This is a genomic window from Qipengyuania algicola (assembly GCF_042492175.1).
Taxonomy (GTDB): domain Bacteria; phylum Pseudomonadota; class Alphaproteobacteria; order Sphingomonadales; family Sphingomonadaceae; genus CAJXSN01.
Map to the genome: position 1 here is coordinate 691,389 of NZ_CP170453.1, position 23,305 is coordinate 714,693.

Annotated in this window: 15 protein-coding genes; 5 read left to right on the plus strand and 10 right to left on the minus strand. The window is 62.2% G+C overall.

The genetic code is table 11. The features are described 5' to 3' along the window. Positions 1-8 precede the first annotated feature (8 nt). Together ACFCW2_RS03350 and ACFCW2_RS03355 are read left to right on the plus strand one after the other, a co-directional pair. Positions 9-752 (plus strand): hypothetical protein, encoded by a 744-nt coding sequence (locus tag ACFCW2_RS03350; RefSeq protein ID WP_379548176.1) that lies wholly within the window; start codon positions 9-11, stop codon positions 750-752. Positions 753-756: 4 nt separating this feature from the next. Then, complete coding sequence (locus ACFCW2_RS03355; RefSeq protein ID WP_379548177.1) at positions 757-1,056, plus strand: polyhydroxyalkanoic acid system family protein; 300 nt, start codon at positions 757-759, stop codon at positions 1,054-1,056. A 13-nt stretch (positions 1,057-1,069) separates the two neighbouring features. Here ACFCW2_RS03355 and ACFCW2_RS03360 read toward each other — a convergent pair whose 3' ends face one another. The 3 genes from ACFCW2_RS03360 to ACFCW2_RS03370 all read right to left on the minus strand — a co-directional run bounded on the left by ACFCW2_RS03360 (position 1,070) and on the right by ACFCW2_RS03370 (position 3,713). Then, positions 1,070-1,861 carry a class I mannose-6-phosphate isomerase gene (locus tag ACFCW2_RS03360; protein WP_379548178.1) on the minus strand — a complete coding sequence of 264 codons (792 nt, stop codon included), beginning with the start codon at positions 1,859-1,861 and terminating at the stop codon, positions 1,070-1,072. Beyond that, positions 1,858-2,895, minus strand: a complete 1,038-nt coding sequence (locus ACFCW2_RS03365) for a mannose-1-phosphate guanylyltransferase (protein ID WP_379548179.1) — start codon at positions 2,893-2,895, stop codon at positions 1,858-1,860. The genes ACFCW2_RS03360 and ACFCW2_RS03365 overlap by 4 nt, the downstream gene beginning before the upstream one ends. Positions 2,896-2,978: 83 nt before the next feature. Beyond that, complete coding sequence (locus ACFCW2_RS03370) at positions 2,979-3,713, minus strand: energy transducer TonB (protein ID WP_379548180.1); 735 nt, start codon at positions 3,711-3,713, stop codon at positions 2,979-2,981. Positions 3,714-3,857: 144 nt separating this feature from the next. Between ACFCW2_RS03370 and ACFCW2_RS03375 the strand changes: the two genes are divergently transcribed. Continuing rightward, a complete protein-coding gene (locus ACFCW2_RS03375) occupies positions 3,858-6,725 on the plus strand; it encodes an ATP-binding protein (RefSeq protein ID WP_379548181.1) in 2,868 nt (955 codons plus the stop codon). Between the two features lie 98 nt (positions 6,726-6,823). Here the strand turns inward: ACFCW2_RS03375 and ACFCW2_RS03380 are convergent, their stop codons facing one another. From ACFCW2_RS03380 to ACFCW2_RS03390, 3 genes are all read right to left on the minus strand, one after another. Beyond that, entirely contained in the window at positions 6,824-10,249 is a 3,426-nt protein-coding gene (locus ACFCW2_RS03380; protein ID WP_379548183.1) for a TonB-dependent receptor, read from the minus strand. Between the two features lie 271 nt (positions 10,250-10,520). Next, positions 10,521-11,474, minus strand: coding sequence for an isopenicillin N synthase family dioxygenase (locus tag ACFCW2_RS03385; RefSeq protein WP_379548184.1), 954 nt, complete (start codon positions 11,472-11,474; stop codon positions 10,521-10,523). Between the two features lie 11 nt (positions 11,475-11,485). Continuing rightward, positions 11,486-12,829 carry a NupC/NupG family nucleoside CNT transporter gene (locus ACFCW2_RS03390; protein ID WP_379548185.1) on the minus strand — a complete coding sequence of 448 codons (1,344 nt, stop codon included), beginning with the start codon at positions 12,827-12,829 and terminating at the stop codon, positions 11,486-11,488. 152 nt (positions 12,830-12,981) lie between these two features. Between ACFCW2_RS03390 and ACFCW2_RS03395 the strand changes: the two genes are divergently transcribed. Further along, positions 12,982-13,671 (plus strand): queuosine precursor transporter, encoded by a 690-nt coding sequence (locus ACFCW2_RS03395; RefSeq protein WP_379548186.1) that lies wholly within the window; start codon positions 12,982-12,984, stop codon positions 13,669-13,671. 120 nt (positions 13,672-13,791) lie between these two features. Here ACFCW2_RS03395 and ACFCW2_RS03400 read toward each other — a convergent pair whose 3' ends face one another. The 4 genes from ACFCW2_RS03400 to ACFCW2_RS03415 are packed head-to-tail and all read right to left on the minus strand — an operon-like array spanning position 13,792 to position 22,394. After that, the gene (locus ACFCW2_RS03400; RefSeq protein ID WP_379548188.1) at positions 13,792-15,411 is read right to left on the minus strand and encodes a S8 family serine peptidase; all 1,620 of its coding nucleotides are present in this window, start codon (positions 15,409-15,411) and stop codon (positions 13,792-13,794) included. After that, positions 15,408-16,088 (minus strand): hypothetical protein, encoded by a 681-nt coding sequence (locus ACFCW2_RS03405; RefSeq protein ID WP_379548189.1) that lies wholly within the window; start codon positions 16,086-16,088, stop codon positions 15,408-15,410. Before ACFCW2_RS03405 ends, ACFCW2_RS03400 begins: the two co-directional genes overlap by 4 nt. After that, positions 16,085-20,665 carry a cytochrome P450 gene (locus tag ACFCW2_RS03410; protein WP_379548190.1) on the minus strand — a complete coding sequence of 1,527 codons (4,581 nt, stop codon included), beginning with the start codon at positions 20,663-20,665 and terminating at the stop codon, positions 16,085-16,087. Before ACFCW2_RS03410 ends, ACFCW2_RS03405 begins: the two co-directional genes overlap by 4 nt. A 55-nt stretch (positions 20,666-20,720) precedes the next feature. Beyond that, entirely contained in the window at positions 20,721-22,394 is a 1,674-nt protein-coding gene (locus ACFCW2_RS03415) for a tetratricopeptide repeat protein (RefSeq protein WP_379548192.1), read from the minus strand. 243 nt (positions 22,395-22,637) lie between these two features. On the opposite strand from ACFCW2_RS03415, the gene ACFCW2_RS03420 reads away from it, so the two are divergent. Next, positions 22,638-23,258 (plus strand): RNA polymerase sigma factor, encoded by a 621-nt coding sequence (locus tag ACFCW2_RS03420; RefSeq protein WP_379548194.1) that lies wholly within the window; start codon positions 22,638-22,640, stop codon positions 23,256-23,258. Positions 23,259-23,305: the final 47 nt, after the last annotated feature.

Consider the following 23,305-nt stretch of genomic DNA (forward strand, 5'->3'; position numbering starts at 1 on the left):
GCCCAGCGATGAACGATATCACCCACGATAGCGACCGTATCCTGCGCGAAGCGCAGATCGTGCGCGACGACAATCGCGCGGGCGGGCGCCACCGGAAGGTTTCGATCGGCCAAGGATCGAAGCGGATCAAGCGCACCAATTGGGTGAAGCGCATCCGTAATGTGATGATTGCAATCTTCGCAATCTGGGTCGCCGGCGGGATTGCCGGGGCGATCCTGAACGGCATTGGCGTGATGGGCGTGATGGCTCTTGCCCTGATGACGGTGATCGCAGTCGCCGTACTGGCCAATTATCCGAAGGTGAAAATTCCCAAGCGCGCAGACATCAATAAGGGCGATGCGCGCCAATTGGTCGGGAAGACCGAGCTATGGCTGGAAAGCCAGCGCCTCGCCCTGCCCCCGCCCGCCGCGAAGGTGGTGGAGGACATGGGCGTCCAACTGGACGCGCTGGGCCTGCAATTGGAAGCGGTGCCGCAAGACCACCCGGCCACCCGCGAAGTCCGTCAGCTGGTCGGCGAGACGCTGCCCGAGATGATCGACAGCTACCGGAAGATCCCGGCCAATCTGCGGGCCGAGAAGCGCGCAGGCGCTACGCCGGACCAGCAACTGACCGAGGGGCTGGGCAAGATTTCCAAGGAGATCGACCACGTAACCCGGCAACTGGCCGAAGGGTCGCTGGACGATCTGGCGGTCAAACACCGCTATCTCGATTACAAATACGGCGATCCTGCCGATCCCGTGAAGGAAGGCTAGGCCGATGCGCGTGCCCATTTCCCATACTTTGCCGCGCGAGGAAGTGCGCCGCCGCCTGCGTGAACGCAGCCATGAAATAGCGGGGCATATCCCCGGCGGCATGGCGCAGGTGGACACCGAATGGCCTTCCGAAGATCGCATGACACTGGCGATCAACGCTATGGGACAGCAACTGAGCGGTGTGATCGATATCGAGGACAATCAGGTGGTGGTGGACATTGCCCTGCCTGGCGCGCTGTCATTCTTCGAGCCGGTGGTTTCGAGCGCGCTGCATGACCGGGGGCAGAAGCTTCTCGCGCCCTGACGCCGCCGCACAATCAGGCCGCGACGAGTGCCATCCCGTCTTCCGGCCACGCCACGTCATCGAGCATTTCACACCAGGCGCATTCGCCGGGCTGAACCACTTTGCCGGCAACGCTGTATTCGCCCGATAGCGGGATCACCAGCGCGCGTCCGGCAATGCTTTCGACATGGTTCGCCGATGGCTGGCCCGCGATCCGGTCGAGCCGGAAATGCGGCCCGCTGACCAGCACGGCGTTGCCGTCTGCCGGAATATGCCGGGTGTATTTCGGATCGTAAGGCGCGCGCACCGCAACCTCCATCGCCGCGTCCAGATGCAGGTCACGCGGGCGGCCATAATCATACAGGCGGTAGGTGATGTCGCTGTTCTGCTGCACTTCGATCAGCGACAGGCCCGGTCCGATGGCGTGGATGGTCCCCGCGGGCAGGTAGAAAAAATCGCCCGCCTTCACCTCGTGCCATGTCAGCAATTGCTCGATCGAGCCATCCAGCGCAGCGGCGCGCAATTCCTCAGGGGAAACCTCCCGTTCAAGCCCGATAGCGAGGGTCGCGCCGGGTTCGGCATGGAGCACATACCAGCATTCTTCCTTGCCGCTCCCGCCTTCGGGTGCCTGCGCATCGCTGGGGTGGCACTGGACCGATAATTTCTCGCTGGTGAAGAGATATTTGACCAGCAGCTGGTCGAGTTCCTGCGGAGGCTCGAACCAGATCTCGCCCACCGGCTCGCCGGTGGTGTTTTCAAAAGGAGCGGGCAATTCCTGCCGCCCCCAGACCTTGTTGACGGTGCGCGTTGGGAGAAGGCCGCTCATTTGCCTGCTCCCGACAGTTTGCCGACATCCTGAGCGCCCGCTGCGCTGGTCACCAGCACATCATCGCCATCAACGACAACGATCACTCCTTCCAGACCGACGACTGAGATGCGCGGGCCATCGCTGACCGCCATGACATTGGTGCAATCCGCCAGATCATGCCGTGCATCAGCGACATTGCCCGCCGCATCCGCCCCGTCAGCCGCGCGGGCCTCGTGCAGCGCCTGCCAATTGCCGATGTCGGACCATGCCATGCTGACCGGCACCATCGCTGCGCGGTCTGTGTTCTCCATCACCGCGTAATCGACCGATTCCCCGGCGATGTTGCCAAAGGCCTCTGCGTCGGGGCGCAAGGTCGCGCCATCATCGCCGCCCTGCTCCACAGCGCGGCGCACAGCATCGGCCATGTCGGGGCGGTGGCGATCCAGTTCTTCCATGAAGCGCCCTGCGCCAAAGGCAAAAATCCCGCCGTTCCAGCTGTAGGAGCCATCGGCGAGGAATTCCTCGGCCCGCTCCCGGTCAGGCTTTTCGACAAAGCGCTCCAGCTCGAACCCGCCTTCGATCGCAGCGCCTTGCTTCAGATAGCCATAGCCCGTTTCGGGCCGGTCGGGTGCAATCCCGAAGGCGACCAGATAGCCCTGCCGCGCCAATCCGGCCGCAGCCTCGGCTGCAGCTACAAAAGCAGGCACGTCGCCAATATGATGGTCGCTAGGGCACACCAGCATCACCGCGTCGGCAGGCAAACGCGCAGCGGCGAGCGCAATCGCAGGCGCGGTGTTGCGGCCCATCGGCTCCACAATCAGGGGCAGCGCATCGCCGCCCTGCTCACGGATCGGGGCGACATGCGCCTCGCCCGCCACAACCGTTGGAGGCGCGAAGACGCTGGTATCCGCCACCCGGTCCAGCGCCTGTTGAAACAGGGTGCGTTCGCCGAGGAGAGGCAGGAAGGGTTTGGGCCGCGCCGGGCGGCTCATCGGCCACAGGCGTGTACCGCCTCCGCCACACAGAATAACGGGATGGATCAGGTCGGTCATAAAGTCAGTCTAGCCCTTGGCTATTGAAATTGTGTGACGTTTAGCGACCCTTTTGGTGGGCCTAGCGTCGCGACTTCACAGCTTCAATTGAAAAACCGCTGCTGATAGCCGAACACGCTGGCCATGGGCTGACCATTGGTGTCGAGCGCCGGGTCAAACCGGATATTGGCCGGAGCCAAACGGCACAGCGTTGCATCGGTTTCGGGGAAGCCGCTGCTGCGCACGATCCGGCAGCCTGTCACGCGGCCTGCGGCGGACACTTCCAGCCGTGCAACCGCGCTCTTGCCGATGCGCGCCTCGCGGCCACCGGGCGGGATCGGGAACAGCGAGCTGTCGGTGATGCTCTGCACCAAGACCGGCGGGCTGGCCTGCACCGGCGGTCCGCCCTGCCCTGCGCCGCCGCGCCCGCTGCCTGTGCCATCGCCTGAACCCGCCGCGCCGGTGCCCGCGCCGTCATTGGTGGCCCCGCTGGTGCGGGCCGTACCGGTGGAGGTCGCGCGCGGTGCAGGCTCATCCTCCCGCACGCGGATGCGGGGAGTTGGCTCTGCCCTAGGCTGGGGTACAGCCTCGCGCCCCGGATCGCCGGCTGCGCCTTCATCGGGTTCAGGCTGGGGATCGGGAGCCTCAGCTTCTTCCATCGGGGCCGTGATGGTCACGGTAAACGCCTCGGTGACGCTTTCCTCCACTCCGGCAGTGAAATCCGGGGCGAGCGCGCGGATCAATCCGTAAAAAAGCACCAGATGCAGCAACACGATCGCAATGATCACGGGCACGCTAGGGCGCTTGCGCTTGGTCAGAAAGCTGGTGCCACGGCTCATACGCGGTGTTCCTGAATAGTCCGACCCGAACGGTATTGCGGGCATTGGCGCGGCCATAGCGCGAGACCCGTCCTTGCGGCAAATTTCCCGCCGCCCGCCCGCAAAACCCTTCCGTTCTCTACAAGGCACAGGAAGGGAGCCGTTATGCAAAGCTTGGGCGAACCCCCGGCGATGGATCAGAGCGCAGAGCATTACCCCCGTCCGGCCTGGCTGGATTTGGGCACTGAGGCATGGCTGCGAACCGTGGCTATGTCAGTGTTTGGCGCAGTGGCCTTCTGCCTGCTGGCCTATCTGAGCATCGAGGCATCGCGCGGAGAAGGGCGTATCGCAGCCGTCTGGGCGCCCAATGCGCTGGCCATCGCCGTATTGTTGCGGGCGCGCATTCCCTTCGAACCGCTATTCTATGCCGGTCTGTTCGCAGGCAATGTCACCGCCAATCTGCTGGTCGGCGATGCGGGAAGCAAAGCCCTGTCACTATCGGCTGCGAACTCGCTAGAAATTCTCGTCGCCGTCCAGTTGGTACGCAGTTTCTGCAGCTGGCGGCCCGCGATGGAAGATACCCGTCATCTCTTATTCGTGACGGTGCTTGCCGGGAGCATCGCACCTTTGGGCAGCGCCACCCTCGCCGGTATTGCTTTGTCCGGGGCCGGCGATCCCCTGCCAACCATCCTCAAATGGTGGGTCACCGACGCGCTGGGCATCATCATCATCACGCCCTGCGCGCTGGTTATTGCCGACAGTCTCGCGAAGCCTCGCTGGCCCAGCAGGCAAGAACAAGTCGAGTGGTTCGTCCTGACGATCGGGGGTATCGGTGTAACGACGGCCGTTTTCGCGCAGACCACCTACCCGCTGCTGTTCGTCATCGCCCCGATCATCATTCTGCACGCCTTCCGCCTGGGCAGTCTGGGCACGGCGGTGTCCACCATCAATGTCGCCATCGTCGCTACCCTGTTTACGTGGAAAGGCAGCGGCCCGATCCAGCTGGTCGACGGGCCGCTGACCATGGAGCTCATTGTTCTGCAGGGCTTTATAGCCGGGGCTTTTCTGGTCGGATTGCCGGTCGCTGCGGTGCTGAATGGCAGGCGCGCCATGATGGACGATCTGGCAAGGCGGCGCGAAGAGATGGATTTGCTGACGAGCAATATCAGCGACGCCATCTTGCGCTTCGATCAGAATGGCATCTGCACCTACGTCTCCCCTTCCGTCAAAGACGTGCTGGGTGTGGGACCCGAGACGTTCCTCGGCAAAACCACCACCGGCCGGATGCACGAGGATGCTCAGGAAACCATCGAGAGAGCCAACGCCCGGTTGATGTCGGGCGAAAGCACGAAAGAGCGCTTCACCTATCGCCGGTATCTGGATGATGATGATGGAGAGCCGGTCTATATCGAGGCCGACTGCGTCATGGCGGTCAATCCGCTGACCGGTGCGCATGAAGGCATTCTGTTCTCCGCCCGCGATGTGACAGAGCGGATCACGCTGGAACACCAGCTGGTTCGCGCCCGGCGTCATGCCGAAAACGCTGCACGCGCAAAGTCCGAATTCCTCGCCAATATGAGCCATGAAATCCGCACCCCTATGAACGGGGTGCTGGGTTTTGCGGAACTGCTGCGCAACGGGGAGCTGGAGGCGGAGGAACGCCGCTATGCCAACCTCATCTACGAGTCGGGCCGCTCCATGATGCTGCTGCTTAACGATATTCTCGATATCTCGAAGATCGAGGCGGGCCAGATCGTGCTTTCGCCCGAAACGGTCGATGTCGAGCATTTGATCGCAGGTTGTGTCCGATTGCACTCAGCCCATGCGCAACAAAAGAACATCACGCTCAACTACGAAATGCACTCGGGCGTGCCGAGCCATTTCGTTATCGATCAATTGCGGCTGCGGCAGATCATCCTCAATCTGATCGGAAATGCGGTGAAATTTACCGAGTCGGGACATGTGAAAGTTATCACGCGCTTTGAAGGCGAGAGCCTTATCGCCGAAGTCAAAGACAGCGGCATCGGGATAGCCCCCGGGCGGCTCGAAGATATCTTCACCCCTTTCGAGCAGGAGGACGGGCGTACGTCGCGCAAATATGGCGGCACTGGCCTTGGCCTGAGCATTTCGCGGCAATTGGCGGAACTGCTCGGCGGCACGCTGACCTGCACTAGCACGCCCGGCGAGGGATCGTGTTTCAAACTGACCGTGCCGGTCGAAATTGCAGACCAGATGGTGCCGCCTGCCTTGGCCGACCTCCGCCCTGCGAATGATCTCCCAATGCCCTCGGCATCGCGCATCCTGCTGGCTGAAGATCACGATGTGAACCGGATGCTGGTCGGGGCAATGCTGGAAAAATGCAGTCAGGGCGTCGATATCGCAGTCGACGGCAAGGAGGCCGTGGCCAAGGTGCTGGCTGCCGCCCAAGACGATCAGCCCTATGATCTGGTGCTGATGGACATCCAGATGCCGGGCATGGATGGCTATGCCGCGACGCGCGCCATCCGCAAACACGGGATCGATGCGCGCGCTCTGCCGATTGTGGCAATCACGGCCAACGCGTTCCCCGAAGACATCGCCGCCGCGCGCGATGCGGGCATGCAGGCGCATATGGCCAAACCGCTGGTCTTTGCCGAACTGGTCGAAACGCTGCATCGCTGGCTGCCCACCCATCTGGTCGCCGACGATGATGTTCTGGACGTGATGGCGGAAGGGGATGCCGCCGAAGGCAAAACCCCAGCACCTGCGGGCGATCTAGCGCCCAGCGCGATCATCGACGGTGCGCGCGCGAAATGGGCCGAGCGCCGCGAGGAGGCCATCACAGCCGTGCGGGCATCTCTGGACAAGTCGGAATTGGACGAGAGCGAACGGGATGTCCTGTCACGCGTCGCGCACAAGCTCGCCGGGACCGCAGGCATGTTCGGCGAGGAGATACTCGGCGAGCGCGCCTCTGCCTTGGAACGCGCCTTAAAATCGGATGTCCCCGGCAATGTGAGCCGCAAGCTGGCAGAAGAATTGCTGGAAGCCGCCTGACCCAAACGCCCGCTGGCTGCAGAAACGAAAACGGCGGCCCTCCCGATCAGGAAGGGCCGCCGCTTTTGTGTGGTTCAGCGAACGCAGCTTGTGTGCGATCAGAACTCGTAGCGAATACCGAGCTGAATTTTCCAGGCAGAGCTGGAAATCGAGATATCCTGATCATCATCGGGGTTGAAGCCGTCGATGATATAGCGACCCTGATCGTCAACACCGCCGTCAACCACATCAACAAGGCCAGGGCGGAACTTCAGACGGTTCGCACTGCTGTCAATCATGTTCAGGACGTTGTCGAAGTCAGCGAAGAGCTCGATCCGGTCATCCGCAACACCTGTCAGGCTGCCGATAAAGGGCAGTTCCTGACTGATACGCATGTCGAGATCGTAATGCCACGGGTTGCTGCAGGTATTGCGGCGGATGGAGGCACCCGGCGTGTAGTCGCAACCCGAGGCAGCCACATAGTCGATCAGCGACTGAACCGCACCTGCATCCGAAAGCGGCGACACATTGGCATCGTTCAGGCCCGAGGGGACATAGACGAGCGCGTTGTCGTTGCCCGAGGAGCTGTCGTTGAACAAGCCGCCACCGTCGAAGGTCAGGCTGTACGGACGGCCGGAACGGGCGCGGAAGAAGATGCCCAACTGCGTACGGAAATCGTCGATGAACTCTTCGTTCCAGCTGATCGCCGCCGTGATGTTGTGACGGGTTTCGAAGTTGGACGTTGAGATCGCCGGGTTCTGACGGTCAAACGCTGCCGTGACATCGAACGACGAAGTGGCCGTCGACGAACCGACGTTCCGGTTGTTGTTCGAATCGGTGAACGCATAGCCGAAACGCACATTGACGCTGCCATTTTGGGTGAACAGGCCACCATCAAAACGCTTGCTGAGCAGGAACGAAGCAACGTGGCTTTCGTAGCTCGGCCCGTTTGTCAGCTGGATTTCGTCATCGCGGCGCGTACCGAAGCAAGCATCAGAGACATTCGTGTACTGCGGCGGCGTGCCACCCGGATAAACCAGCTGTGCATTACAGCCAGCATTGGTCGGGTCGATTGCAGCGTAGATTGGCCGACCGTCGACTGTGAATCCGTTCAGGCCACGGCTCGGGTTCGGAACCTGCGAAAGATCGACAAAGTTCAGCGTGTCGTTGAAACGCGAGTAGATGTAATCAACATTCGCGCGCCAATTGCTGAAGAAACCGGTCTCGGTGCCGAAGTTGGTCGAGATACCGAAGTTCGCACGAACCACTGTCGGTACGTCGAACTCCGGGTCAGTCGATTGCGTGTCGGCTAGGCCAGCTGCAGCAGAAGCCGAACCCGAAGCAGTGACGCAGCCGGGGAAACCGGTGAAGTTGCCCTGCGCATCCAAAACGTTGGTCGGACGATTGGCACAGAACACCGAGGTGCCGAGGCCGGTCGAGAAACCGTTGTTCGAGAAAGCGTTAGAGAAATACACGACCGGGTCACCGCCCGAGAACATGCCGACACCGCCAGTGATACGAGTTCCCGAGAAGAAACCATCATTGTCGAGGTCGTAGGTGGCGGAGAAGCGTGGCAGGATTACCGGGTCCAACTTGCCGAAAGAATTGGCGTTGGTGAAACCGTAACGCTCGGCGAAGTTCGGGTTTGGACGCGGAGCGTCACCCGAATAGAGCTGAGCACGAATACCAGCCGTGATGCTCAGCTGGTCCGTCGCCTGCCACTCGTCTTGGGCGTAAAACGACCAGATCGTGCGGTTGAAGGTAGCGGCTGCGTCAGCGATGTCGCCTGTAGGCGAAGCGTTGATGTCCGCACCATAGGCCTGACCGGTCGCGATTTCTTCCGCGTTCGGGAAGAATTCGAAGCCTTGGCTCAGGATACCGTTCTCGAAATCATCGAGATTGGCGAAGTACAGCGTCCCGGTTGCGTTGATGGCGAACAGGTTGAACACTTCGAGGCTGTTGACCTCTGCGCCGATCTTGAATTGGTGATCACCGCCATCGATGTTCATCTGGAACTTCGCTTGGTCGATTGTCGAGTTCAGCTGGTTGGCCGAGCGGAAAATGCCCGGACCCGTGCTGAGAACGCCAAAATCGTCATCATCCGTGCCGATGATGCCGTCATCACCGGGCTGGATGGTCCCGACAGCCAGACGCACGGTCGGATTGTCCGACTGCGCTTCGCCGAAGCCGAACGGCCCCTGCTGATCGTCGACCTTGGCGCGGCTGACGCGAATTTCGGTCGAAATCTTGTCATTCCAGTCCGAATAGAGACGGGCTGAATAATAGTCGGAAATCGTACCTTCGTCCTCAAACGAGTTGAGACCAGTCAGGTTGTCTCCTCCGAAATCGTCCTCGACATTCGATTCTTCGAGACGCTGATAAGTTGCCTCAAGACGATGATTGTCAGTGATGTAGGCATCGATCCGGCCGAAATATTTGACGCTCGTTTCCGGCAGGGTGCGAGGGTAACCACCGATGTCCTGACCGTAAACGTCGTTGGCAATCTGGCTAAAGCGGTCGAACTGTGTCTGGCTGATCCCTTCGACAGTGTTGACGAAGCCGCCACCCAAAGGACCGGTATCGTTGGCATCGCCCAGATCGGTTTCTTCGTAACCTGCGTAGAAGAACAGGCGGTCCTTGATGATCGGGCCGCCCAGCGTCGCGCCCCAGCGCTTTTCGCTACCCGAAGACAGCGGCTGCTCAACGCCTTCACCATCGATGATGCTGTTAGCGAGAAGGTCATCGTTGAAGAAGGTGTAGAAAGCGGATCCGTGGAACTCGTTCTGACCGGACTTGGTAACAACGTTGACCAGACAGCCGGTGAAATCGGAATATTCCACGTCGAACGGCGCAAATTCGACCGAGGTCTCGCGGATCACATCGAACGGCAGGGGAAGCGAGTTGCGCGCTGCAAACGGTGTGCCATTGAGACCGAAGACGTCGGCCTGCACGATGCCGTCGACGGTGAAAGTGTTCGAACGCTCGTTACCACCGAGACAAGAGATACGATCGACTTCGTTGGCTCGCTCGAGGCTTACACGCGGGTCGAGGCGAATAATGTCGCGAACGTCACGCGACAGGCTCGGGAACGCTTCTAGCGTGCCTTCGCCGAAGGCCGTGCCCGGGCCGATGGCGAGCTGCTGTACGCCAGCGCGTTGCGCGGTCACGATGATCACGTTGTCGTTATTGGCGACCGTGGCAGATGCCAGCGAGAAATCGAACGCGGTGTTACCCGAAATCGTGATGAACTGGTCTTCAACCGTCTGACCTTCGAAGCCATCTGCGGTCGCCGTAATGGTGTAGGGGCCGCCGGGGACCAGGGAGCCGGCGCGGAATGCTCCGCTGGCTCCTGTCGTAAGGGTGCGGCTCTGGCCGGTGCGGGTGTCGGTGACAACCACAGTCGCACCGGTCAGCGGCCCACCGTCAGCTGCCGAAACAGTGCCTTCGATGCCGGAAGTGATTTGCTGTGCCGCAACTGGTGCCGGCAGGACGACGGCAGTGCTGAGCGTCGCAACGCTGGCCGCCAGGAGATATTTGAGCTTCATGAGAGAAGGTCCTTTGCGAGAGGAGTTGGCTCTTCGAAAGAGGTATCGGGAACTTGGATTTCAAAAAGGCGCACATCCGCGTGCGGCTCGGCTGCCCCATAGCCATGCGAATTGTTGCCGCAATATGACACCAAGTCGAAGCGGCGACAGCCATCCGCTGCATCGCACCATCGCAGCGGGAAAAACCCAAGTTTACGTAAGGGAAAATATGGTGTTGCTGCAGCGCAACATTATTGCGGAAAACTGTTTTCGTTAGGCAAGTGGTGTAAATTTACACCAGATTTATCTCGCGTAGGCGCTGCATCAGGAAGTCATGCGCGGTGATCGGCGGCTGCGCGTCTGCAACCGGCGCATTGCCGCGGCCCGACTCGGAATCCTGCGCTGCCTGAAGGCTGGCCGGGTCGATCAGATAGTCAGGCCGGAAATGCAGGAAGAACGGCATGGAATAGCGGGCACGCCGAGCCGCTTCGCCATGCGGGTTGACCACACGGTGGGTGGTGGAACGCAGGCGGCCTGCCGTCAGCCGTTCCAGCATATCGCCGATATTCACCACCAACGCACCCGGCGGCGGAGCCACAGCCAGCCACTCGCCCTGCTTGGTCAGCAATTCCAGCCCGGCTTCCTCCGCGCCAAGCAACAGCGTAATCGTATTGATGTCGCCGTGGGCAGCAGCCCGGATCGCACCCTCTGCGTCGGCGCTATCCATCGGCGGGTAATGCAAAAGGCGCATCACCGAATTGCCGTCGGCCACGGTATCGTCAAAGAAATCGCGCGGCAGGCCCAAATGCAGGGCAATGGCCTTCAGCACTCGTGCACCGGCTGCATCGAAGGCGGAATAGAGCTCCTCGAAAGCCTCGCGGTAGCCGTCGATCTCCGAGGGCCAGATATTGGGCGCCATGAATTCCGCCAGCTTGTGCTTCGGCGGCAAATCGCGGCCGACATGCCAGAACTCTTTCAGGTCATGGACCTCGGCATCCTTGGCTTTCTCGGTCCCGAAAGGCGTGTAGCCGCGCGCGCCGCCCCCGCCTTCCAGTTTGTATGCGCGCTTCGTTTCTTCCGGCAATGCGAAGAACGCCTTGGACATTTCCTCGGCCCGCGCGATCAGATCAGGGTCGATCCCGTGATCGCGGATGACGCCAAAGCCGTATTCGGCGAAGCTGCGGCCCAGCTCGTCGGCAATTTCTTCCAGCGGACGGGACAGCGATACAGAGGCAATGTCAGACATGGGGCATGCCTTTAATACGGCAGGAACAGTCCTGCCAGTGCTGCGCTCATCAAATTCGCAAGGCTACCCGCCGCCAGCGCGCGCAGGCCCAGCCGGGCAATCACGGGCCGCTGGTTGGGGGCAAGACCGCCGGTCACCGCCATCTGGATCGCAATCGAACTGAAATTGGCAAAACCGCACAGCGCAAAGGTGACAATCGCCGCCGTCCGCTCGCTAAACACGCCCGGCTCCATCGCCCCCAGTTCGATAAAGGCGACAAATTCATTGAGAACGATCTTGGTGCCGAACAGACCGCCGGCCACTCCGGCCTCTGCCCAAGGTACACCGATCAGGAACATCACCGGCGCAAACACAAAGCCGAGGATCTGCTGGAAACTGAGATCCGGATAACCGAACCATCCGCCCACTCCGCCCAGCAGGCCATTGGCCAGCGCCACCAGCGCCACGAAGGTCAGCACCATAGCGCCCACAGCGGCGGCCAGCTTCACGCCGGTCTGCGTGCCCTGCGCTGCGGCCTCGATCACATTGGCGGGGCTGTGTCCCTCCTCGAAGGTCTCGGCCACTTCGACTTCGTGCGGCTTGCCGCCTTCGACCAGAGCACCCGGTCCCTCTGCGCTGATCCGCGACTTGGGCAGATGGATGTCTTCTTCGTCCAGACCAGCGAGCTCTGCCGCACCGCGCGCGAGATCGCTGTCGTCATCCGGCATGATTATCTTGGCCATCAGGATTCCGCCGGGGGCCGACATAAAGGCCGCCGCCAACAGGAACGGCACCGCCTCGGCGCCGATAAACGAAGCATAAGCTGCTAAAATGGTGCCCGCGACACCGGCCATGCCGACGCTCATGAGAGTGAATAGTCGGCTGGGCGAGAGCGAGGCGAGATAGGGCCGCACTACCAGCGGGCTTTCCGACTGGCCGACAAAGATGTTCGCCGCGCTGCCCAGCGCCTCGACTTTGCTGATACCGGTGATCCAGCCGATCGCTCCGCCCACCCAGCGCACCAGCCGCTGCATGATACCCCAGTGATAGAGGATCGAGACCAGCGCCGCGAAGAAGATGATCACCGGCAGGGCAGCGATCACGAAAGTATTGGCAAACGGGTTGGAGGCCATCGGGCCGAACACCGCCTCGATCCCGACTTTCGAATAATCGAGCAGCGCAATGACGCCGTCGGACAGCCACTGGATCGCTGTCACTCCGAACGGCGTTCGCAGGACCAGCAGCGCCATCAGCGCCTGCAGAGCGAATGCTGCACCCACCACCCGCAGCGATATCCGCTTCTTGCCGGTGGACAGCAGGAACGCCGCCAGCAGAATCGCTAGAATTCCGAGAATACTGGTCAGGAAAGGCGGCATGGCTTGATAGGTCCCGTCATTCGGCGCGCCGGTCTGCGCCTTGCATCAACGGCCCATTGCCGACCCGCCAACCCGAGTCAAACCCGCGCGCTTTGCGGATAGGCGGACCACGGCGCTTCCCTTTTGGTAACCAGCGCCATAGGCAGGCGCGCATGATAGCAAGCACAGACCCTTCACCCACAGCGCGGCTCATGCCGCAGGGCCTGTTCGTTTTCACCCTGCTGTATGGCGGGATGACCGTTCTGGCGGGGGTGCTGGCGTATAAGCAGGTCCAGCTGTGGCCCACCGACCTCGCCGTGGAATCGGGTATCTTCGCGTTCCTTTTACTGGTCGTCATCTCCAGCACCATCGCGCAGCTGTATGGCCGGGACTATGCCAAACGCATCGTCTGGTGGGGCTTCCTCCCGTTGCTGATCGCCTCGCTGCTGATGCAGCTTGTGCTTGGCCTGCCTGCATCGACCGAGATGCTGGAAGGGCGCGCCGACGATCTGGCCGCATTCGAACGGGTGCACAGCACAGTCTGGCGGGTCTGGGCTGCTGGGCCGGCCGCCTATATCGTGTCGCTTCTGCTCAATATCTGGCTGTTCGACCGGCTGCGCGGGTCCGGCGAAGAATCGACATTCGGGCTGATGGTGCGCGGCGCAATTGCGTCTGCGCTGAGCCAGGCAGTCGATTCGGTAATTTTCATAACGCTCGCATTTTACGGCCTGTTCCCGATCATCAATCTTCTGATCGGGCAGATCATCGCCAAGGTCGTTCTGTCGCTGGTGCTGGTCCCGCCGCTGATCGCGCTGGCGGTGAAAGCCGCGCGCTGGCTCGACAACCGGCCCTCGGGCGACTGAATAGAAGTCCCGGCCCCGCCATCTGAGAACACATAGCGGGACCGGGGGCACACCGCAGACCCTGAAAAAGGGACGATCAGGGCTGCGGCTCTTCTTAGTCGTGAGGGCTGCCCGGAAGGTTCATGGCTTCGCGGCTGGTTTGTCTTTCTTCCGGCGGAACAGGAAAAACAGAACAAGCAAGGCGAGCCCCCCAGCAGGCAGCACCCATTTCCAAACGCCTGAGGATTCCGCAGGCTGATACATATCGGCTGATGAAGGCGCGGGCTCCGACGTGTTTGTGCGCACAGCCTGCTCGGGCACACTCGCCAACGATGCGGTTCCCAGACGGAACAGGCCTGCCCCGAACAGCGGATCGCGCCCGCTGTCCCCCATATCGAGCGCATCGCCGCGTGCCGCCTCGCGCATGATGGCTGGCGCGCGGCCTCCATTGCAGGCGGGCATGTGCATCATCGATCCGGCGACCACGGCGGTGGCGAAGGACGTGCCTGAGACATTGCGACGCCCGCCGGGCACGGCTGCGCTCATCATCACGCCCCACGCCGCCACATCGACTTGCGGCCCGCGCGATGCGTGGGGGTAAAGCGCGCGCGCGCCATCCACCGCTGTCACTGCCAGCGTCTGCGGCAAGGTGGCCGGGAACAGCACGTCGCCGCCGCCATTGCCCGCCGCCGCCGCAATACAGGTGCCACCTTCCTCCAGCAGCAAAAGAAGCTCGCGCGCAGTGCGGTCGACTGCGCGCGTTCCGAAAGACAGGTTGAGCACTTGCGGGCTCGCCGTCACGGCCCGGTCCAGTGCGCGGGCTACATGGCGGGTGGTCGATTGCCAGTCATCTATGCCCACCGGGCGGAAGGCGGGCAAGCTGAGCAGCCGCGCGCCCTGCGCCACCCCGGCAAATGCGCCTGTGCCGACCAGCAGCTCCGCAATCGCGGTGCCATGGGGCGAAGGGGTGCCGTCCTCGCCGTACAATTCCTCTGTCACGTTAGCGCCCGCTAGTGCTGCGTTGCGCAAGTCCACCGGGCCATCGATCAGGGCAATCGTCCCACTGATGGCGGGCCGCTGCCGATCCAGCGAGTGCATCGCCAGCCCCCGGTCGCGCGAACTGGCAGGACGGGCTTCATCTTCGCGAGCCATTAGCCAATAAATGTGGTTTGGCTGGGCCCAAGCCACGCGGCTGTCGGCCCCCAACTCCGCCAATATTTCCGCGCGTTCGTCACCTGACTTGAGCCTCGCAGTCACCATGACCAATCCCAACGAAGGCAGCCGATCCCGCCCAACCAGCGCAAAGCCTCGCTCTGCAATCAGCGCATCGAGCTGCGCGTTACTCGCCCGCGAAAGGAACACGACCTCGCCCGCCACTGTATCGGGGCCAACCGGATCGCGCATGACCAGGGGCGCGGGTTCGGACAAATCCTCCGGTTTCTCATCCGGCTGCTTTTCGTCTTCGTCCTTATCGTCCGCCGCTTCCTCTTCGATGATCTCGTCGACGGGCGAGACATTGTTCGGGTTGGCGTCTTCGACAGTGGAGACGGTTGTCGTCGCCGCAGCCGCGTCATTGGTGAGATTTTCACCGGTCGGGCGGCCGATCCGCGTACGGTTTACAGCGCGCTCGGTCGTGCGGGGTTCGATCTTGGCCGGCTCCACTGGGCGAGGTGCCGCCGCCAACGTCAGCGCGGGCACGGCAAACAGCGCGGCCACCGCAGCGGAGCCCAGAATGGCGGCCCGCGCGCCTGTTCCCTTCATGCTGCGGGGTCAGCCGTTGCTATCAGCGGAGACGCGCGCAGCCGCTCTACCTGCGCTGCCACACCGTCCTCGGCAGTTTCCCCGCCCAATGTGACCGCCCCGAATGCGGAAGCAGAGACGATTGTCAGCCCTTCCTCCTCTATCAAGGTGAGGATCGCATCCCACTGCGCGTCGGCGCTGAATTCCACCAGAATGATGCCCTGCGCGGTCCCGTCCTGACCGGACAACAGCTCGTAATTCTCCGCTTCCAGCCGGTCGATCATCGTGGCCTGCCAGCCGGTAACACCGCCCAGCCCCAGCACGCCTGCGCCCAGCACCACAGTCGGGTTCCAGCGGCGCGGGTTGAGGAAGGACAGCGCATTGGCCAACGCGCCCCCGGACGCTGCATTCCCACTTTGGGCACCCCCGCTAGTACCGCCACTGCCTCCTTGTTCGGGCAGGCCCGCCATCATCTGCGACAAGCGTGCCTCGCCATCATCCTGCACATTGGCCATGCCCATCTGCGTATCGGAAACCACTGCATCGGCCAGTGCGCGCTCCTCTTGCAGCAGCGCGGACAGCTCGGGAGAAAATGCGAGCGCCACTTCGACCTGTCTGCGGCCATCCTCCTCCAGCGTGCCGTTGACATAGAAGGGCAGCATCGCCGCCAGCCGTTCAAATTCACTTTCGGCGTTCATGTCTGCGCTCCTGCTTTGCCCGTGGGCCGCTGGCTAGCCGACTGCCTGAGGGCCGTATCCGATAACCACCCCAGGGCAGAACGGCTGGGAAGGAAGAAATAGCCCCCGCCCTTGGCCGTGACATATTTCTTCAGCCCCTCCAGCCGCACTGGTCCGGCGGTGGTCGGAATGGTGAAGCCGCGCGGGCGTGTCTCCCCTTCCCGGGTAGAGACAGGGTCCGCGCCGATGATCGGATCGGGCTCGTTCGCCAGCCCGTGGAAAGCCGGAGCATTGGCCCAGAATTGCTGCACGAACTCAAACTGCCGCTCGATATCGGTGCACAGACACGCGAAGAGCAGGCCCTTCTCGACACCCCCCTTCCCATCGGCCCGCGTATAAGGCCGCCCGCGCCGCAGGATCCGGTGGCGGTTGGTTATGTCCTGCTCGCCTTCCCGTTCGTCGGGCACCTTGCTGTCGCGCGGATTGGAACGGCGTATATGCGAACCGAACGGGCAAGCGAGACCTTGCGGATCATCCAACGCGTACGAGAAATCGTTTTCACGGCAAGCCGGATCGTCATGCGCGGAGCCATGGCCAGCGACCGGATTTCCGACCAGAGGACGGCCATCTTTCCAGCGGCCCATCATCTTTGCGCCGACCCACTCAGCATCAGGATGCTGACCGAGCAGCTTGTAAAGGTCGCGGTAGCCGCCCTGCGAGAGCTGCTTCGCTGCCGCCTCCATTCCTGCCTCGAAACCCTCTACATCCTGCGCCAACTCACGGATCACGAGGAAAGAGCCATTGCGTCCAAGGTCGCGCGGCGCATCGGCAAGGCTGGCTGCGCCGAAATCGGTAAAGCGCGTGAGATTCGCGTCGATCACCACAGGCAGCGCGCCAGCGATGTCGGCATCGGCTGGCAGGCAGGGGCTTTCGGGCAAGTAGCCGGTGTCGTTGGGATAGCCGATGATAAACTCGCCAGGCTCGACCACATCCCGTTCGGGCACGCCGCGGGTCGAACGAGTCGTGCCTCGCATCACTGGCTGCGAAATACCGTCCCGAAAGCCGAAATGCTCGAAATCTGTCCGCTCGGTCTCGGCGAAAGCAGGCGCACAATTGGTGCGCTGAAGGACTTTGCCGCCATGATTCTGCAACAGGGTGTCATGCACGGTGAGCATGCGTTCGAGCGACGGACGATCGGCAGCGTAGAGCATCAGCACCGCGTCCGTCGCACCAAGCCGATGCGGGTGGTCGTGCCAGCGCCAGCCATCCGGATCGTCTTCGCCATAGTCTCCGGTCACTCGCTTGCGCGCTGCCATGCCCATGCGGAAGGCAGGCGGCAAACCAGCCAGCAGCGTCCCGCTCGGCAATCCGGGTGCGTCGAATTTTGCCAGTCCCGCTGCCGACAGGGCAAGAAAGGCCGCCTGCCCCATCGCCTGTGAAGCGTGGCCGCCATCCTGGCCAAAGCCCATAAGGGGCCGGTCGCCAAACGCGATCGAAAGCGCATGCGACAGGGCATATTCGGGTTCCTGACCATCGCCGCGCGGAACCCGCTCAATCACCTGCTGCGCGAGCAGTTCGCTTAAAGCCTGCTGTGCGTCGCGAGGCACCAGACGGTCGATCCGCATTGGCCTGCCTCGCACCCAGCAAAGCCATTCACCGAGCGCTTTCGCTTCTTGCGGCAGTTCGATTGCGAGGCTGACCGAATATGGCAGCCGCTTCATGCCGCGAAAGACAAGCGCCTGCACTTCGTCGCTTTCAACCCGGTTTGCGGTACGCGGCATCGAGCCGAAGCAGCGGATCCACTCCTCAGCCTCAGTCGAGCTGCGCGCCAGACCGGCGCCCACATGGATCTGGCCATTGGTCCGGATGGTTGCGGACGACATCTCCGCAAAGCGCGCATACCAGAAGGGCGCGACGCGCTGCACGGTGCGGGTGAAATTCTTGAATGCGTCGGAGTCTTTCGACCCCTTCCACAGCAGAAACCGCGTTTCGGGAAATCCTTCCCAATTGCTCCACGCCGCAGTTTGCCCTTCGCCTCCGCGCACGATGAAGTCTTCCAGGTAGCTTTCCCAGCTGCCGTCGAAATTAGAATAGAACGCCACTCGGCGAGTGCCGGGCAGACGCCACCAACGCGCGTAGTGGATCGTCCCCATGCTCCAGATGAAACCGGGACGCATCGCGTGGGCGAGGACGGATTTGATACCCCACAACGCGCCTGCATGGATGCAAGATCGAAACCAGCCACGCTTGAGCGTACCAACAGCCAGCACGTGGTTCTGGGCGTAACCCGGATGGTCTTCGCCCCCCATCAGGTGCCGCATTTTCGGCATTGTCGCCCGCTCGCTGGTCGGGGTGTTCGACATCTCCTCCCGCCGCAGCATCCACAAAAAGACGCCGACCATCGCGGCAAGCATCAGCGAACCAGTCAGCAGGCCCAGCAAGGGCGCGATCAGCCAGCGCATCGGCGCAGCGCCGCCCAGAGCGAACCAGCAGGCGACACTCGCCAGTAGCAGCACGGCACCTGCCGGAACGTAAAGCGCCAAGGCATCGCGAGAGGTAAGGAAGCGCTTCGCAATTTCGCCCCAGCCCGAGGGTTTTTCGAAGCCCGCAATCCCCAAGCGCATGCGCTGCGTTGCGAGATGGTAAGCGTCCCACCCTTCGCGCTGCGCCTCTTCCATCAGGGCAAGTTGATTGGGTGTCGCCTCGGCTCGGAGGAGCGGATCGTCGCGGAGGATACGGCGCAAATGGCCCAGCGTCAGCGAAGGGTGGCTGCCCCGTGCAGTCTCGCTCGCCACATAATCGTCCAGAACGCGCTTCGCAAAATCGGCAAAACGCGCTTGCCGCGCCACAGCGGCAACCGGGAATTCAGGCAAGCCATTGACGTTAAGCCCGGTTGCCCCCCACGGCTTGAGATGCAGGCGGACGATATGACGCTCCATAAAGGGAGCCAGCGCTTGCCCCTCGCGAACGCCGCAATGAGCAAAGACCGGACGCAACAAGTCGCCGGCATACTCCTCGATAGTTCGCAGCGTTTCCTTGTCCTTCCCATCGCAGCTGAGTTCGAACACCACATCCAGCCCGCGCTCGGATTCCAAGGCGATGAGGGAGGCGAAATGCACGCGGTTGGTGCTGTCCAGCGCATTGCGCACGGCGTCCTTCGCCGGATGGCCGAGCGTGCCAATCGTCGCTTCGACCTGCTCCTTCGTTGATCCATCGGTAACCGGTGCAATGACGAGGAACATCGATTGCTGCGACCCGGTATGGCCATAGCGCAAGGTCAGATGGCGCGGAAACGGGCCGACGCTTTCGAGCTTCCCGGCCTTGCCCGGAGCCTTCGTGACGCCTTCGCGCCTGAGCAGGGCAGTGAAGCAGCCCGAAATCTGAGCGACCGCGTGATGCTCGCCAAGGCAGGTGTGCGAGCCGAGGCCGAAGATCAGGTCGGGATGCTGCGGCGAGCCATCGGCCTTCGTGCGGTCGATGCGAAAACGCTCCGGCTCGTCCCACTCGCGCGGATCACGAAGGGCTGACTGGGTGGCAACCAGCAGCGTGATGTCGGCCGGAATGACCTTTGCCTCTCCATCCACCATCAGCGTGGTCGCGCGATCGGTATGCCGCCACTGGCCCGGCGCAAGTGCAGGGTTCAGGCGGCCCGCCTCCAATACGATCTTGCGCATGGTGTCGGCATCACCGGCTCGTGCAGCTTTGCCTGCCATGCGCAGAGCATTTGGCCGGCCCAGCAACTCGGTCAGCATCTTGCTGCCCGCAAGCGTGTTGGTCGGCACGAAGCCTGCCGCCAGACCCAGCAGCATCGCGGTGATCTCTTCGTCGGTCAGCGTGGGATCGCTGCGCTGGACCAGCAGCAGCCGCTCCACAAGAGTGCTTCGCTCGGCAATCGTGCTGGGCCCGCGATCCAGCACCTGCCGATGACGCGCCACTGCATCACTGATCACCGCACGGAGCCGCTTGCCCGCCTGCAAGGCCAGCCGCCTTGTGGTGGGATCACCGTAAGGGTCGCCGAACAACACCGCAGAAACCGCCAGCGTCCAGTCGGCAAACAGATCGGGGTCGACGCAGGTCAGGCCGAAATAGCGCAGGCAGATTTCTGTCGGGACCCGCTTCATCAGGTCGGCCACAGCGTCGATCTCGCCCGCGCTGTTATCCAGCAGTGCATCGGCAAACCGCTCCGCCATATCGCGGATACGCGGAGCATCTTCACGCAGCAGGACTTGCAGCAGGATAGCGTGCAACCGGTCATGCTCCGCCCCGTCCAGCCCCAGCAGGAACGTCGCACCCTCGCCCAGCTCCTTCATCTCCGGACCGAAGGGAACGGGAAAGTCCTGCGGACGGGAAAGAATATCGCGCACTTGTTCTGCGCGTGTGATGTGCAGCAATCCGGCCACCGACAGCATCGGACGATGGCGACGGGAGAACGCATGGAGGTAGGGAATGGCCCGCTGCGTCAACTTACCCCTGATCTGCGCCCAGCGGCCTTCCGGAGCCAGATCAGAGAACGAGAATGGCCTGTCCGGGCCATCTTCGGGCTCGGTTTCACCCGATTGGGCGGCGCGAATTTTGTCGTAATATTTCGCCTTGGCCATAACTGTTATTCGAGCCCCTCACCCGCGGCACATCGCGCCCATTTGTGAATCACTATCAGTCGGCGGCGAACCCCGCACGGTTCAATTGTTCGAGCAGAAAATCGCCATGCTTGCGGTCTTCAAACGGGAGCCAATCGACATAGCTGCGGCTAAAATCGGGCTTGTTTCGTAGCAGTGCGGCCAAGGCCTCGCGCGCATCGTTCTCCTGCCCCAACTGCATATGGGCCGCAGCCAGCACCATATGGGCGTACCAATAGCCTGCCCGCAGCGCGAGCGAGCGCTCCGCATGGTCGATCGCTTCCTCGTATCGGCCGGCCAGAACATGGATCATGCCCAGTTCGCCATGGATGAAGAACAGGTCCTGATCGCTAGGGCTCAGGCGACGGGCGCGCTCATGTGAGGATACCGCCTCATCCCATTCCCCTTTGAACAGATGAACGCTGCCGAGCTGGGCATGCGCCATTGTAAGGCTGGGATTGCGCTCGATCGCGCGTTCGAAGCCCTGCTGTGCCCGGGTCAGATGCCCGAGCCACAATTCCGTGATTGCCGCGAGCATATAGCCGCGACCATCATCAGGGCTGGCCTGAATCAACGCTTGCGCCGTGTGCCGTGCACCCCGGATCTCTTCGTCTGTGCTCCGCTTGCGCCACAGGTCACGGATTTGCAGCCACAGCGCCTGAATGCGCGCCTCGCTGGACCGGGGATCGCGCTCCAGTGCCTGATTGAACAACGCCTGCGCCTGTTCATGGTCACGGTCCGTCAGGCGGTTGAGATGCCAGCGGCCCCGCCAAATGAGATCGGTAACATCCAGCTCGCTGTCGTCCTTGCTGTAAGAAAGGCGCTGCTCTTCCTCCTCGATCCGCATGCCCAATGTGGCGGCAATATCCGCCAGTATCTGGCGCGTTCGCGGCCGGTCCTGCTTCTCGGTCCATTCGTATTTGTCGGACCTTAAGGTACGGGCCGCAATTGCGTCTTGCAGCTCGATCCGCAGAATTGCCGTGTCGCCTATCGTCCTAAGGCGGCCATCCACGAGATAACGTGCGCCCAAAACAGCGCCTACGCTGCGCGGATCGCTGGCTCCGCTATCATGGGCGAAGCTGCTGGAGCGGGAGATAACCGGCAACCAGCGTGTTTGGGCCAGCGTATCGATCAGGTCTTCGGCCAGACCCTCGGCCACCGCTTCCGCCTGTTCATCAGCCGGACTTGCCGTGAACCGCAGGACTGCGATGGCCAGCTCCGAAGCAACCGTCCCGGGTGCTTCACCGGCACCGTTCTCCGCCAGAGCTGGAGAACTTGGATAGGGGCGATTGGCCAGTGCCTGACGTTCGTCCCTTAGCCAGTCATCAAACGCGGTTGCGCCGGGAATATCCAACCCTTCGAGCAATTCGCCCTGTGGGCCGCCAGCACCATCATCCAAGTCGCATTGCAGAAGCGACAGGTTCAGCCGCACATTCTGGTTGTCGGCCAGAACCAGTTCGCCATCCCCGTTCACCAATTGGCGCAAATTCGACAACTCGCGGCGCAGGCTGGCCTGCGCCTGCTCGGGCGCCCGATCTGCCCACAGCATATTCTGCAGCCACGCACGCGCACGTTCACCGCCACGGCCCAGCACCAGCATGGCAAGCAATGCCTGGCTCCGCTTGCTTCGTATATCGATGCGCGATCCGTCCGGTGCGTCCAGCCTGAACGTGCCCAATAGTCTGAGCGCGAACGCTCTGTTTCCTGTCATGCGCCCCCAATATTGCGACCTTTGTCGCTGCTGCCCCTTTTGCGGACTTACGAAAAGTTGCCCGCTTTCACAATCTTTTCACGCTGCGCGGACGCCCTGTTCCCGCTGCGCGACCGCACCTCCCCTAGCCCAATCCTCATGACTGGAACGTGAAGTCCGGATCGCAACAGCCCTTCAGACGGGCGCCGTGCTCCGCACTTTGCCGACAAACCAGCCTGCCTGATCGCAAAAAGGGGACCGACCATGAACTGCCAAATTTATCTGAGCCGTATTGCCGATGGCGACCACGCCGCATTCAGTGATCTTTACAAGGCGATGCGCACCGGATTGCTTGCCCAGGCGCGGGCATTGCTGGCGGGAGATATCGCCGCCGCCGAGGATGCAGTGGACGAGGCCTTCATGGATATCTGGCAGCATGCCGGAAATTATGGCGGGCGCGGATCGGCCAATGGCTGGGTCCGTCGGATCGTCCGCAACAAGGCAATTGATCGCCTGCGCCGCGAGGGCAAACGCGAGAGTGTGCTGCCGCCCGAAAGCTTTCTGCAAGTCACCGACAATGCCCCGGCACAGGACAGTCATCTGCATGAGCAGGACACGTCCACACGCATCCGCGCCGCCATCGGACGCCTGTCACCGGCCCAGCGGGAAGCGGTGGTGCTGTGCTATTTCAACGAAATGTCGGTGCAGGACATTGCCGAGGCGACCGGGGTGCCGGAGGGGACGGTGAAAACCCGGCTGCATTACGCCCGCAAAATGCTGAAAGGCGATCTGTGCGTCGGAGATATCGTCCACGCTGTGCCGGATGCAGCCACACTGCCAGCCGGCCAGATGGCAGGGGACACGGGCACGATGCTCCGAAACTGAGCGAGCGTTCGCCCCAAGATGCAAACCTCCCCGGCGAGCGACAATCT

Coding starts and splice junctions, on each gene's coding strand:
- ACFCW2_RS03350 (WP_379548176.1), top strand. CDS start 9: ATGAACGATATCACCCACGATAGCGACCGTATCCTGCGCGAAGCGCAG.
- ACFCW2_RS03355 (WP_379548177.1), top strand. CDS start 757: ATGCGCGTGCCCATTTCCCATACTTTGCCGCGCGAGGAAGTGCGCCGC.
- ACFCW2_RS03360 (WP_379548178.1), bottom strand. CDS start 1,861: ATGAGCGGCCTTCTCCCAACGCGCACCGTCAACAAGGTCTGGGGGCGG.
- ACFCW2_RS03365 (WP_379548179.1), bottom strand. CDS start 2,895: ATGACCGACCTGATCCATCCCGTTATTCTGTGTGGCGGAGGCGGTACA.
- ACFCW2_RS03370 (WP_379548180.1), bottom strand. CDS start 3,713: ATGAGCCGTGGCACCAGCTTTCTGACCAAGCGCAAGCGCCCTAGCGTG.
- ACFCW2_RS03375 (WP_379548181.1), top strand. CDS start 3,858: ATGCAAAGCTTGGGCGAACCCCCGGCGATGGATCAGAGCGCAGAGCAT.
- ACFCW2_RS03380 (WP_379548183.1), bottom strand. CDS start 10,249: ATGAAGCTCAAATATCTCCTGGCGGCCAGCGTTGCGACGCTCAGCACT.
- ACFCW2_RS03385 (WP_379548184.1), bottom strand. CDS start 11,474: ATGTCTGACATTGCCTCTGTATCGCTGTCCCGTCCGCTGGAAGAAATT.
- ACFCW2_RS03390 (WP_379548185.1), bottom strand. CDS start 12,829: ATGCCGCCTTTCCTGACCAGTATTCTCGGAATTCTAGCGATTCTGCTG.
- ACFCW2_RS03395 (WP_379548186.1), top strand. CDS start 12,982: ATGATAGCAAGCACAGACCCTTCACCCACAGCGCGGCTCATGCCGCAG.
- ACFCW2_RS03400 (WP_379548188.1), bottom strand. CDS start 15,411: ATGAAGGGAACAGGCGCGCGGGCCGCCATTCTGGGCTCCGCTGCGGTG.
- ACFCW2_RS03405 (WP_379548189.1), bottom strand. CDS start 16,088: ATGAACGCCGAAAGTGAATTTGAACGGCTGGCGGCGATGCTGCCCTTC.
- ACFCW2_RS03410 (WP_379548190.1), bottom strand. CDS start 20,665: ATGGCCAAGGCGAAATATTACGACAAAATTCGCGCCGCCCAATCGGGT.
- ACFCW2_RS03415 (WP_379548192.1), bottom strand. CDS start 22,394: ATGACAGGAAACAGAGCGTTCGCGCTCAGACTATTGGGCACGTTCAGG.
- ACFCW2_RS03420 (WP_379548194.1), top strand. CDS start 22,638: ATGAACTGCCAAATTTATCTGAGCCGTATTGCCGATGGCGACCACGCC.